Genomic DNA, 11,363 nt, shown 5'->3' with positions numbered 1-11,363 from the left:
TTTCCTCAGGCCGCTTTCGGCTGTTTTTCGTAAAGGAACTGCAGGATCTGCTGGCGCAGGGCGTGGTAACGGCTGTCGTCCGCCAGTTGCACCCGATTGCGCGGGCGCGGCAGAGTAACGTTAACGATTTCCCCCACCGTCGCCGCCGGGCCGTTGGTCATCATCAGCACACGGTCAGAAAGCAGAACGGCTTCGTCAACATCATGGGTAATCAGCACGATGGTGGTGTTGAGCGACTGTTGAATGTGCATCACCGTGTCCTGCAAATGCGCTCGGGTCAGCGCATCCAGCGCACCGAAGGGTTCATCCATCAACAGCACTTTGGGCTTCATCGCCAGCGCACGGGCGATGCCGACGCGCTGCTTCATCCCGCCGGAGATCTCCCCGGGGCGCTTGTGGATGGCGTGCCCCATCTGCACCCGCTCCAGATTGTGTTCAATCCACTCCCGGCGCTCAGCTTTGTTCATGGTGCGGCGAAATACCTGGTCCACCGCCAGCGCCACGTTGTCAAAACAGGTGAGCCACGGCAGTAACGAGTGGTTCTGAAACACCACCGCCCGCTCGGGGCCAGGCCCGGCGATTTCACGGTTGTCGCAGATAAGCCCGCCTTCGGTCGGCAACGTGATACCGGCGATCAGATTCAGCAGCGTCGATTTACCGCAGCCGGAGTGACCAATCAGGCTGACGGTTTCGCCTTCATGAATGTCAAAGGAGACGTTTTGCAACGCCACAAAGTCGCCACCGGCGGTTGAGAAGCGCTGGCTGACGGCCTGGACCTGAATTAAGGGTTTCATGCTCATGATTATTTCTCCTGCCAGCTAAAACGACGTGCCACCAGCATCAACCCCTGCTCCAGCAGCAGGCCCACAACGCCGATAATGACGATGGCGATCAGAATGTTTTCCACATTGAGGTTGTTCCATTCGTTCCAGATCCAGAAACCGATCCCTAAGCCCCCGGTCAGCATCTCGGCGGCCACGATCACCAGCCAGGCGATGCCAATCGACAGACGCACGCCGGTCAACACGGCGGGTAAGACCGCAGGGAAGAGAATGCGGCGCATCACCGTCCATTCGGAAAGTTGCAACACACGGGCCACGTTGAGGTAATCCTCAGGAATACGTCTGACTCCTTCGGCGGTATTGATCACCATCGGCCAGATGGAACAAATAAAAATGGTCCAGCTTGAGGCAGGCTCCGCTTTCTGGAACAGCAACAGACCAATCGGCAACCAGGCCAGCGGGCTGACCGGACGCAGCAGCGCAATCAGCGGGTTAAACATGTGGGCGAAAAAGACAAAGCGGCCGATCAGAAAGCCCAGCGGAATGCCCACCAGTGCCGCGAGGCCGAAACCGATACCCACACGTTGCAGGGAGGCCAGCACGTTCCAGCCAATACCCATATCGTTTGGCCCGTCGCGGTAGAACGGGTCGGCAAAAATCGTTATCGCGGAGTCAAGGGTACTGAGCGGTGTAGGAAAGCCTTTGCTGTTAATGGCCGCCAGCTGCCAGGCCACCAGCAGCAGCCCCAGACCTAACAGACCCGGGAAGATGCGTTCTGCCAGCGCGCGGGCCTTTCTCGACCAGGCCGGTGTGGTGCGGCGCACCTGTACGGCGGGCATGACCAATACCTCAGCAGTGGCGGGCGCGGGTTCGACGCGCTGAAGTTTATGTGCGTGTTTCATTTCAGACCCCTATGCGTTGAAGGGAAAAACCGGTTGCGTACTGTTCCGGCGATTCGCCGGTCCAGCGGGTGCCGTCCATCAGCGTGCTGGTGCGCAAGCTGCTGGACGGTATGGAAATGTCGCCGAGGGCGGTGGCGGCCTCTTTCCAGACGTCGATGCGGTTAATGCGGCTGGCAATCGCCGTGTAGTCCGGGGCCGATTTCAGTAATCCCCAGCGGCGGAATTGGGTTAAGAACCACATGCCGTCGGAAAGCCAGGGGTAGTTCACCTGCCCCTCATTAAAGAAGCGGATGGCGTGGGCGTCCTGCCAGCGCTGACCTGCCCCGTTCTCGTACTCTCCCAGCATGCGCCCGGTGAGGTACTGCTCTTTGGTGTTGAGCCAGGCGCGACGAGAGAGAATGCGGGCGGTTTCACGACGGTTTTCCGGGGATGCATCAATCCAGCGCGCCGCCTCCATCACCGCACATACCAGCGCGCGGGCGGTGTTCGGATTTTGCTCCACCCAGGCGCTGCGGGTACCGAGGATCTTTTCCGGGTGATCCGGCCAGATGGATTGACTGGTCGCCGCCGTAAAACCGATGCGGTCGTTGATGGCGCGGGCATTCCAGGGTTCGCCAACGCAAAAGCCGACCATATTGCCAATACGCATGTTCATTACCATCTGCGGCGGTGGCACCACCACGGTACGGATGTCGGTAAAGGGGTTAATCCCGCCGCTGGCCAGCCAGTAATAGAGCCACATGGCATGGGTGCCTGTCGGGAAGGTATGGGCGAAGGTGTAGGTCCCCGGTTCGCTTTGCCCAACCAGCGTTTTCAGGCTTTCCACATGGGTAACGCCCTTCTCAAGCAGATCGGCAGAGAGCGTGATCCCCTGCCCGTTCTGGTTCAGCGTCATCAGGTTCGCCATCGCCTGCGGTTTGCCCGCAAGACCCAGCTCCAGACCATAAAGCAGTCCATAGAGAATGTGGGCCGCATCCAGTTCGCCGGATACCAGCTTATCGCGCACTGCCGCCCAACTGGCCTCTTTGGTCGGCACCAGCGTAATGCCGTATTTCTTATCGAACCCTTTCAGTGCCGCAATGACCAGCGGCGCGCAGTCGGTAAGCGGAATAAAGCCAACGCGCACTGTGGTCTGTTCTGGTTTGTCCGAACCGCCAGCCCATGCTGACTGCATCAGGCCTGGCAGCAGCATGGCGCCGCCCAGCGCGGCCCCGGTCTGTAAGAAACGCCGTCGTGATAAGAAAATGTGTGAATCGCCCATATGCACTCCCAAAGCAAAAAAAAGCGCCCATTGATGCTTTCGCACCAAAGGACGCCTTTATCCATGAAGCCGGTTAACCGCCGTTGGCTAGCCGCTTCTGTTGTCTGAAACTCTTATTCAGTAATGCAAGGGATGTGCCAGAAATTTCCGGCACATTGAGCCGCTTTTGTGCCTATGGAGGGCTGCTTTCGCACGGTCATTGTGCAGCAAATGCCCATTGACCGTGCAGCTACTCCTTAGGTGTTACTTCCCACAACGCGCGGACGGTCAGCAGCGCACGAGCGATCTCCACCATCCGCTGATTTTTATCCATTGCCATTTTACGCAGACACTGCCAGGCCTGCTCCTCGCTCATCTTTTGATGATTCATCAACACGATTTTGGCTTTATCAATGACCTTGCGCTCTTCAAGCATGTCTTGCAGAGAAGCCAGTTGTTGGCTGAGTTGTTCAATTTCCTGCGCCTGCTGACGCACCAGTGGCAGCAGCGCTTTTTCGTGGTACCGCTGCACGGTGTCTGGCGTAAACAGGCGCGTATTCAACGCAATGACCTCATCATCCTCACTCAGTAGACGGTCTGTCTCGCTATTAAGCGCGTTGATGAGCAACTCTTCCAGCGCCCGCAGGTGTTCGAGGCGCTGAGTTTGCAGCGTGAACCAGCGTAGGGCGTTATCACCGCCGTCGGCAGGAGGCGTGCGCGTGCAGGCCAGGCGGCGCATCTGCTCAATGTCCAGCCCCGCCCCGCACGCTTTGCTAAACAACGCCGCTAAGGTGGGTTCTGAGAGCGAAATGAAGGTGTCAAAACAGGGCTGCTGGCCGTCAATGCGATCTACCAGCGCCTGACGTTGCGCCTCGCTGAACCGACCCTCGGTAAACCCCATCGCTCCCAACGCGCGTTCCTGCCCCACCAGCTCTTTTCCCTGCATCAAGCTGTAAAGCGCCACCAGTCTGGCGGCAATGGTCGGATCGTCAATGCTGTCATTCAGTTGGGGAATAATACTCAGCAAATGGCCGATAATCCCGCTGAACTGCCCCATAGCCTGGTCGGCGGTAACCGTCTGCGCTTTTATTTGCTCTCTGAGTGCGGGAAGTTGCTCCAGCCCGGCAACAACGGTCGCGATTCGATGGCATAATGCGCTACTGGTCAATGGCCTGAGTCCGGCAAGTAACGGTAACAGCGCGGCTATCTGCTCATCTGCCAGCGCACTACTGGCGCGGCACTCCAGCCCATAGAGCCGCCCACGGGAGCACAGCCAAATATTTGACGCCCCCCGCTCGCACTGAAGCATGTGGGTCAGATGGCTGATTTTCCCGGCCAGCACACCCAGTTCAGCAAGCTGGCGAAGTTGGTTTTTCTGGATGTGACGCGCGTAGTGAAACCAGCCTGTGGCGTCGGTCCGTTCATTCATGCTGACTCTCCGTTTCATTCTCTTAACGGATAAGAAGCAATAACCATGCCCCCTCGAAGGAGTGAAGATGCAAAAGATAGTGATTGTGGCGAATGGCGCCGCCTACGGCAGTGAATCCTTGTTTAATAGCCTGCGTCTGGCGATTGCCCTGCGTGAACAGGAAAGTGGATTGCAGCTGCGTCTGTTTTTGATGTCTGACGCGGTGACGGCCGGGTTACGCGGGCAGAAACCGGCTGAAGGCTACAACATTCAGCAGATGCTGGAGATCCTGACCGCACAGGGCGTAGCGGTAAAACTGTGCAAAACCTGTACCGACGGGCGCGGTATTACCGCCCTGCCGCTGATTGATGGCGTGGAAATAGGCACACTCGTTGAACTGGCGCAGTGGACGCTGGCAGCGGACAAAGTATTAACATTCTAATTATCGCGAAGCTTTAATATTATTTTCTTATGGGTGCCCGCGCGGCATCAAGTTTGCCTGCTGCGTTGCCGATAGGGGTTAAAGACAACACAGCAGGTACTATAAATATGTTTAGATCGATTCGCGCTCGTATTATTGCAGCGACAGCGGGCTGTCTCGCCGTTGCGTTGCTTCTCAACACGGTTATTAACTATCAGGTAACCAGTCAGCATAACCAAAACGCTCAGCAGGATATTCTCGCCGGCACCAGCAGCAGTCACAGTCTGGCGATTAGCGACTGGGTAAACAACAAAATGACCGCGGTCTCCTCGTTACAGAAAGCGGCCCTCTCGGAGGACCCCGTTCCGGTCTTCACTCAGGTCGCGCAGGCGGGCGGTTTCATCAACGTTTACGTCGGTTACGCCAGCAAAACGGCGAAATTCTCTAATCCTGACGGCGTGCCGGCGGATTATGACCCGACCATTCGTCCGTGGTATCAGCAGGCCGTAAAAGCCGACGCGCCGGTTGTCACTGCGCCTTACGTGGATGCGGGCAGCGGTAAGCTGGTGGTGACCTTCGCGGTACCGGTGAAAGAGAACGGCACGCTGAAAGCGGTGGTGTCCGGCGACGTCTCAATGGACAGCGTGGTCGCCAACGTACACGGCATCAGCCCAACGCCGAACAGCAGCGGCATGTTACTTGACAGCGACGGCACGATTATCGCTGCCAACGACGGCAAACTGACGCTTAAACCCTATACGGATGCGATCGGGGGTGTCGCGTTAAGCGAGTTGCTGTCCGGTAAAGCCGTACACGGCACCTTTGCGGGTACGGATAAAGAATTTATCGCCACCAAAGTCAACGGTACTCAGTGGCAACTGGTGGTGGCACTCGACAGTGCAGACTCCACCACCGGCCTGCGCGCCCAGCTTAAAGCCTCAGCGATGTCGCTGGTTGTACTGGTACTGATTGCCGGGGCGTTAATGCACTGGATTGTGGCGACGATGCTGAAAAGACTGGTGACCATTCGCGATGCGATGAACGCCATCAGCAACGGCACCGACGATCTTTCTCAACGCCTGCCGGAACAGGGCAATGATGAAGTGGCGCAAATCGCGCATGCGTTTAACGCCTTCAGCGACAAGCTGTCGGTAGTGATGATGAAGTTGCGTGATTCAAGCACCTCCGTCAAACAGGCGGCGCAGGAGATTGCCGCCGGAAACCACGATCTCTCCGGGCGCACCGAACAGGCCGCATCCAGCCTGCGTGAAACCGCCAGCGCCGTTGAGCAAATCACCGCGTCCGTCGCCCAGTCAACCGACTCGGCAGCACAGGCGAACGCTCAGGCTCATACCGCATCTGAAGCGGCGTCCCGCGGCGGCCAGGTGGTCTCGCAGGCCATCAGCACGATGCAGACGATCGAAGTGGCCTCGGCAAGGATTGGGGATATTACCAGCGTTATTGATGGTATCGCCTTCCAGACCAATATTCTGGCGCTGAACGCCGCCGTGGAAGCGGCCCGTGCCGGTGAGCAGGGTCGCGGTTTTGCGGTAGTCGCTGGCGAAGTCCGTAACCTGGCAAGCCGCAGCGCGCAGGCGGCAAAAGAGATTAAAACCTTGATTGATTCCACGACCGAAAGCGTCGCCACCGGTTCACGCTATGTGCGCCTGGCGGGAGACAGCATGGGCGATATTGTCTCAAGCATCGACAGCGTATCGGTCATCATGCGTGAGATAACGGTGGCGACCAACGAGCAGATGAAAGGCATTCAGGAGATCAACCATGCGGTTATCGATCTGGACCGCATGGTACAGCAGAATGCTGAACTGGTGATTCAGTCGGCCGCCGCAGCCGGTGCCCTTCAGTCTCAGGCCGGGGAGCTTGCTGAAACCGCCGGACATTTCCGCATTTAATCTCCTGTCGGCGCATTTTTTCCACGATTTAATGCGCCGACCCATTTCCCCGCCGAATATTGTCATTTTTGTTTAATCGTTACGACATTCGTTGATCAAAATCAGCATCTGACCCGCTCGCGTTTGGTGTTATGCCATAAGTGATTTGTGAACGACATCACACACGGGAGCTTCCCGCAGGGAGTGCGTTGTTGATAACGACGGGGTTGAAAATGGCGTTGGTAAAAACAAGTTTGAAGTTATTTGGTGGGGATACGGTAGTTGTACGGTGTTCTGAAAATTGTCATATCCATTTGATGAGCGAGAAGAATAAAACCTCCGCCGCTCAGCAAGATGTTCTCAGCGTCCAGAATCGCGCCAGCGCGTATCTGGCCGTGCCGTACAGCGGTGTCTGGAATGTGCTGATCGATAGCCACAGCCAGACGCTGGAGCACTCAATCAGCTACGTTCCAGCCTGATTGCGTTTCAGGCAAAGCCAGGCTTCATTTCCGGGCCTGGCTTTTCTCCCGCCAACAGTCCGCGCACCCGCCCGACCAGCTCGTTAAGACAGTCGTCCTGCATCCCCAGCTTGATAAGTTCTTGCTCAAGCGAGAAAAGATACTGCGCATTGGTGCCAAGGGGACCGGTTGCGGTGGCGATTAAGGGCGCGATAACCTGGGTACGGGTATCGGATTCATAAAGGGGGTGGCGAGGATCCATGATAAACACCAGCGCGTTAACGGTTCGACCGTCATCGAGCGCCAGTTTGCGCCAGCTCGGCAGATAGCAGCCGGTAATCATTTCCCGCTTCCAGAGCAGCGTCAGCTCGTCATAAAGATCCGTTTCAGGCAGACGATAAGCCACGCCCGTGGTGCGTCCGCCCTCTTTCAGTGCAAGCATGCGGCCTGGCTGGCATGCCGTACCGCGCCCTGCGGTCAGCCGCAGGCAAAAGGCGCGGTGCCAGCCTACAAGCGTGCCGGTGCAGGATTCAACAAATTCCAGCGCGGGGTTCCACATCAGCGAACCGTAGCCAAATATCCACACCGGGCCATCATCCGGCCGACAGGCCAGGGTAGCGGCCAGAGACGCCGCCCGCTGCTCTGCTGACCAAAGCAGGGAGGCTTCAATGTCGCCAAATGCGGTTTTGCAGTCCGCTTTCATCAAGAAATCACGTGTTATCACTTTCCACCTCCGCCACTGCGTGCTTCCTTGCGACGACTTTACTGCTGCCTTCATGGCACTTTGCAATGACGATATGCAATTCACAGGCCGTTTTCAAGTGAACTCAGCAGGCCATTGCAGAGCGGTTAAAGCGAAACATCGGTCAGACTCATCTTAAGCGGTTAATAAAATGGCCTAATTATTTCTTTTTATGCCATTTATCATCATCCCCTTTCTCATAATCATTTTTTACCGCCGCCCAGGCCACGCGGTGTGCGGTTTCTTCCCGCGAGGCATCACCGCGACGATCGTCTTTGTCTTTATATTGGTCCCAGGCGCTATTAAAGGCTTCTTTGTAAATGTCCTGCGCGTGTGCCGGCAGCACATGCTGAACGCTATCAGGCAGGTCGGTTCTGTTTTTATAGGGCATCGTTGACTCCTTTTTGAGGTAAAGAGTAAGTCTGGACGCCAGCGCATAAGTTTGCCAGGCAGCAACTGAATTATTGCATCACCACAAACCTATCCCTATGTAAATAATGGATTTTTTATCAATAACATTAACTAATGCATTATTCAGATAAGAATCACCTTAAGTAGTAAATAAAAGTAAAAATCCCCTGTAGATAAGCGTTTGTCTGCTATTTTAGCTGCTGTTTATTCTTTCTATAATTACAAATACCTGCTCTGGATGGAGATAAAAATGACAACAACACACGAGGCGGTTAAGACCCGCCACAAGGAGACAACCCTTATTTTCCCGGCGCTGGCGCTGGCTGTCCTGTTTTTTTGGGGTAACAGCCAGTCGCTCTCTGTCGTTATCGGGATAAATGCCCTGGCACTGGTCGGTATTTTAGCCAGTGCCTTTAGCGTCGTTCGCCATGCTGATGTACTGGCACACCGTCTCGGCGAACCCTTCGGCTCTCTGATTTTGAGTCTTTCCGTGGTCATACTGGAAGTGAGTCTGATTTCTGCATTGATGGCGACCGGCGATGCCGCGCCAACGCTAATGCGCGATACGCTCTACTCCATCATTATGATTGTGACGGGTGGTCTGGTGGGTTTCTCTCTGCTGCTTGGCGGACGGAAATTCGCGACCCAGTACGTTAATCTGTTCGGTATCAAACAGTATTTAATTGCCCTCTTTCCGCTGGCGGTGATTGTTCTGGTCTTCCCGGTTGCCTTACCGGGTGGCAACTTCACCACCGGCCAGGCGCTGCTGGTGGCACTGATTTCTGCGGCGATGTACGGCGTGTTCCTGCTTATTCAGACCAAAACTCACCAGAGTTTGTTTGTCTATGAGCATGAGGATGACGGCGACGATGACGACCCGCACCATGGCAAACCCTCTGCCCATAGCAGCCTGTGGCATACGGCCTGGCTTATCGTTCACCTGATCGCCGTCATTGCGGTGACCAAGATGAATGCCAACCCGCTGGAGCACCTCCTGACGGAGATGAACGCGCCAGTGGCCTTTACCGGCTTTTTAGTGGCACTGCTTATTCTTTCCCCTGAAGGTCTGGGGGCGCTGAAGGCGGTGCTGAACAATCAGGTACAGCGCGCCATGAACCTGTTCTTTGGTTCGGTGCTGGCGACCATTTCACTGACGGTACCGGTGGTGACGATCATCGCCTGGATGACCGGCAATGATCTGATGTTTGGTCTGGGGAAACCGGAACTGGTGGTGATGCTGACATCGTTGGTGCTGTGCCAGATTTCATTCTCAACCGGCAAAACCAATGTGTTGAATGGGGCTGCGCACCTGGCGCTGTTTGCCGCCTATCTGATGACGATATTTGCCTGATCTGCCTCTTACACGCAAAAAAAACCCGCTTAGCTAAGCGGGTTTTTTTATCTTACTTGCTGGTATCCAGCTCTTCGAAGTTCTTCACCAGATCGTCAATAGCTTTGATCTGTTTCAGGAACGGTTCGAGTTTATCGAGCGGCAGTGCGGACGGGCCATCACATTTCGCGTTGGCTGGATCCGGGTGAGCTTCGATAAACAGACCGGCCAGACCGGTTGCCATGCCCGCGCGTGCCAGCTCAGCAACCTGCGCACGACGACCACCGGATGCGGCGCCAAACGGGTCACGGCACTGCAGGGCGTGGGTTACGTCGAAGATGACCGGTGAGTTGCCGGTGACGTTTTTCATCACGCTGAAGCCCAGCATGTCGACCACCAGGTTGTCGTAACCAAAGTTACTGCCGCGATCACACAGGATAACTTTGTCGTTGCCGCCTTCAGCGAATTTATCGACGATGTTACCCATCTGGCCCGGGCTCACGAACTGCGGTTTTTTGACGTTGATGACAGCACCGGTTTTCGCCATGGCTTCAACCAGATCGGTCTGGCGCGCCAGGAAGGCAGGCAACTGGATCACATCAACCACGTCGGCCACCGGCTGTGCCTGGCTGGCTTCATGAACGTCAGTGATAATTTTTACGCCAAAGGCTTGTTTCAGTTCCTGGAAAATCTTCATCCCTTCTTCCAGGCCCGGCCCACGATAGGATTTGATTGAGGAACGGTTGGCTTTATCAAAAGAGGCTTTGAACACGTACGGAATGCCCAGTTTCTGAGTCACTGTCACGTAATGTTCACAGATGCGCATCGCCAGATCGCGGGATTCCAGTACGTTCATACCGCCGAAAAGAACAAACGGCAGATCGTTGGCAACCTTGATATCGCCAATGCTAACCACTTTTTGAGTCATATTATTCCCTTACAGAGTGAGTCGATTAAATCAGGTTTAATGCAGTGTAATTTGTTTGTGCGAGATGGTGTTGATTTGCGCACGAATCATTTCGCTGATCGGGTCCTCAGGACACTGTTCAACGAAATAGCTCAGGTCATTCAGTGCAATATGATCGCACTCCAGCTGGGCGTAAATCAAACCCCGGTCGCGAATCTCATACGGATCTTCCGGATTAAATTGCAACAACACTTCGCTGGTGCGTAACGCCAGCTCCATCTGCTGCTCTTCCATTAATGCCGACTTGAGCGTATCCAGCAGTTTACGAATCACTTCGGCATTATCGGCTTCGTCAAGATCCTCGTTAAACAGCTCAGCCACCGGGCTGATATTGCCTTTCAGCCACACTTCCAGCGTGTGTTCGTCCAGCGTGTCGCCATTAAAGGGATTGATAAGCCACATTTCTCCATCCATCCACTCAGCCCGGAGAATGAGTTGGGTTGGAAAAATAACCGGCATCAATGGAATATCCAAATGCCCGGCAATCCATAACAAAATTGCCCCCAGGGACACGGCACTGCCCTGACGATTTGTTAGTACTTTATCCAGCCATAATGCATCCGACAGGCGATAGACCCCGCGGGTATCTTTAAAGCCCCATTCCCCGTAAAACAGCTCAATCAACTTTTCCAGTTGCCCGTCCTGCGGTTGAAGCTCCGAGATTTCTTCACGCGCCAGGCTTAGCAGTCGTTTCAGTTCATCGTGGACAAACTGCGACGGAAAGTCGTCGCGAACCCGTTCTGAAATCAGGATCATCCCATCACATAATGGCGCTTTGTTAAATTCGAAATCGGCTAACGACCGCATGTC

Annotated in this window: 12 protein-coding genes; 4 read left to right on the top strand and 8 right to left on the bottom strand. The window is 55.3% G+C overall.

The window, feature by feature from the left end; all coding sequences use genetic code 11:
- Nucleotides 1-5: 5 nt before the first annotated feature.
- From ACUY4Q_RS11030 to nasR, 4 genes are all read right to left on the bottom strand, one after another.
- Nucleotides 6-794 (bottom strand): ABC transporter ATP-binding protein, encoded by a 789-nt coding sequence (locus ACUY4Q_RS11030; protein ID WP_458047318.1) that lies wholly within the window; start codon nucleotides 792-794, stop codon nucleotides 6-8.
- Nucleotides 795-802: 8 nt separating this feature from the next.
- Entirely contained in the window at nucleotides 803-1,684 is an 882-nt protein-coding gene (gene ntrB / locus ACUY4Q_RS11025) for a nitrate ABC transporter permease (RefSeq protein WP_458047054.1), read from the bottom strand.
- Between the two features lies 1 nt (nucleotide 1,685).
- Nucleotides 1,686-2,945: an ABC transporter substrate-binding protein gene (locus ACUY4Q_RS11020; RefSeq protein WP_458047053.1), complete on the bottom strand. Its 1,260-nt coding sequence runs from the start codon at nucleotides 2,943-2,945 to the stop codon at nucleotides 1,686-1,688.
- 229 nt (nucleotides 2,946-3,174) lie between these two features.
- Nucleotides 3,175-4,353 (bottom strand): nitrate regulatory protein NasR, encoded by a 1,179-nt coding sequence (gene nasR / locus ACUY4Q_RS11015; RefSeq protein ID WP_458047052.1) that lies wholly within the window; start codon nucleotides 4,351-4,353, stop codon nucleotides 3,175-3,177.
- Nucleotides 4,354-4,420: 67 nt separating this feature from the next.
- On the opposite strand from nasR, the gene ACUY4Q_RS11010 reads away from it, so the two are divergent.
- The 3 genes from ACUY4Q_RS11010 (at nucleotide 4,421) to ACUY4Q_RS11000 (ending at nucleotide 7,124) form a co-directional block, all read left to right on the top strand.
- A complete protein-coding gene (locus ACUY4Q_RS11010; protein ID WP_458047051.1) occupies nucleotides 4,421-4,774 on the top strand; it encodes a DsrE/DsrF/TusD sulfur relay family protein in 354 nt (117 codons plus the stop codon).
- Nucleotides 4,775-4,881: 107 nt separating this feature from the next.
- Entirely contained in the window at nucleotides 4,882-6,666 is a 1,785-nt protein-coding gene (locus ACUY4Q_RS11005; RefSeq protein WP_458047050.1) for a methyl-accepting chemotaxis protein, read from the top strand.
- A gap of 212 nt (nucleotides 6,667-6,878) precedes the next feature.
- Nucleotides 6,879-7,124, top strand: a complete 246-nt coding sequence (locus ACUY4Q_RS11000; RefSeq protein WP_458047049.1) for a DUF1883 domain-containing protein — start codon at nucleotides 6,879-6,881, stop codon at nucleotides 7,122-7,124.
- Nucleotides 7,125-7,131: 7 nt separating this feature from the next.
- On the opposite strand, the gene ACUY4Q_RS10995 is transcribed toward ACUY4Q_RS11000, so the two are convergent.
- Both ACUY4Q_RS10995 and chaB read right to left on the bottom strand, forming a co-directional pair.
- Entirely contained in the window at nucleotides 7,132-7,827 is a 696-nt protein-coding gene (locus ACUY4Q_RS10995; RefSeq protein WP_458047048.1) for a gamma-glutamylcyclotransferase, read from the bottom strand.
- A gap of 178 nt (nucleotides 7,828-8,005) precedes the next feature.
- A complete protein-coding gene (gene chaB / locus ACUY4Q_RS10990) occupies nucleotides 8,006-8,236 on the bottom strand; it encodes a putative cation transport regulator ChaB (RefSeq protein WP_458047047.1) in 231 nt (76 codons plus the stop codon).
- A 270-nt stretch (nucleotides 8,237-8,506) separates the two neighbouring features.
- On the opposite strand from chaB, the gene chaA reads away from it, so the two are divergent.
- Entirely contained in the window at nucleotides 8,507-9,607 is a 1,101-nt protein-coding gene (gene chaA / locus ACUY4Q_RS10985; RefSeq protein ID WP_458047046.1) for a sodium-potassium/proton antiporter ChaA, read from the top strand.
- A 52-nt stretch (nucleotides 9,608-9,659) separates the two neighbouring features.
- Here chaA and kdsA read toward each other — a convergent pair whose 3' ends face one another.
- Nucleotides 9,660-10,514 (bottom strand): 3-deoxy-8-phosphooctulonate synthase, encoded by an 855-nt coding sequence (kdsA, locus tag ACUY4Q_RS10980; protein ID WP_458047045.1) that lies wholly within the window; start codon nucleotides 10,512-10,514, stop codon nucleotides 9,660-9,662.
- Nucleotides 10,515-10,550: 36 nt separating this feature from the next.
- Nucleotides 10,551-11,360: an invasion regulator SirB1 gene (gene sirB1, locus ACUY4Q_RS10975; RefSeq protein ID WP_458047044.1), complete on the bottom strand. Its 810-nt coding sequence runs from the start codon at nucleotides 11,358-11,360 to the stop codon at nucleotides 10,551-10,553.
- Nucleotides 11,361-11,363: the final 3 nt, after the last annotated feature.

The sequence above is a fragment of the Phytobacter cepae genome, from assembly GCF_054165735.1.
The sequence above is the reverse complement of the archived record's forward strand: the minus strand, read 5'-3'. Positions and strand labels throughout refer to the sequence as shown.

Coding starts and splice junctions, on each gene's coding strand:
- sirB1 (WP_458047044.1), bottom strand. CDS start 11,360: ATGCGGTCGTTAGCCGATTTCGAATTTAACAAAGCGCCATTATGTGAT.
- ACUY4Q_RS11000 (WP_458047049.1), top strand. CDS start 6,879: ATGGCGTTGGTAAAAACAAGTTTGAAGTTATTTGGTGGGGATACGGTA.
- ACUY4Q_RS11005 (WP_458047050.1), top strand. CDS start 4,882: ATGTTTAGATCGATTCGCGCTCGTATTATTGCAGCGACAGCGGGCTGT.
- ntrB (WP_458047054.1), bottom strand. CDS start 1,684: ATGAAACACGCACATAAACTTCAGCGCGTCGAACCCGCGCCCGCCACT.
- ACUY4Q_RS11010 (WP_458047051.1), top strand. CDS start 4,421: ATGCAAAAGATAGTGATTGTGGCGAATGGCGCCGCCTACGGCAGTGAA.
- chaA (WP_458047046.1), top strand. CDS start 8,507: ATGACAACAACACACGAGGCGGTTAAGACCCGCCACAAGGAGACAACC.
- kdsA (WP_458047045.1), bottom strand. CDS start 10,514: ATGACTCAAAAAGTGGTTAGCATTGGCGATATCAAGGTTGCCAACGAT.
- ACUY4Q_RS11020 (WP_458047053.1), bottom strand. CDS start 2,945: ATGGGCGATTCACACATTTTCTTATCACGACGGCGTTTCTTACAGACC.
- ACUY4Q_RS11030 (WP_458047318.1), bottom strand. CDS start 794: ATGAAACCCTTAATTCAGGTCCAGGCCGTCAGCCAGCGCTTCTCAACC.
- nasR (WP_458047052.1), bottom strand. CDS start 4,353: ATGAATGAACGGACCGACGCCACAGGCTGGTTTCACTACGCGCGTCAC.
- chaB (WP_458047047.1), bottom strand. CDS start 8,236: ATGCCCTATAAAAACAGAACCGACCTGCCTGATAGCGTTCAGCATGTG.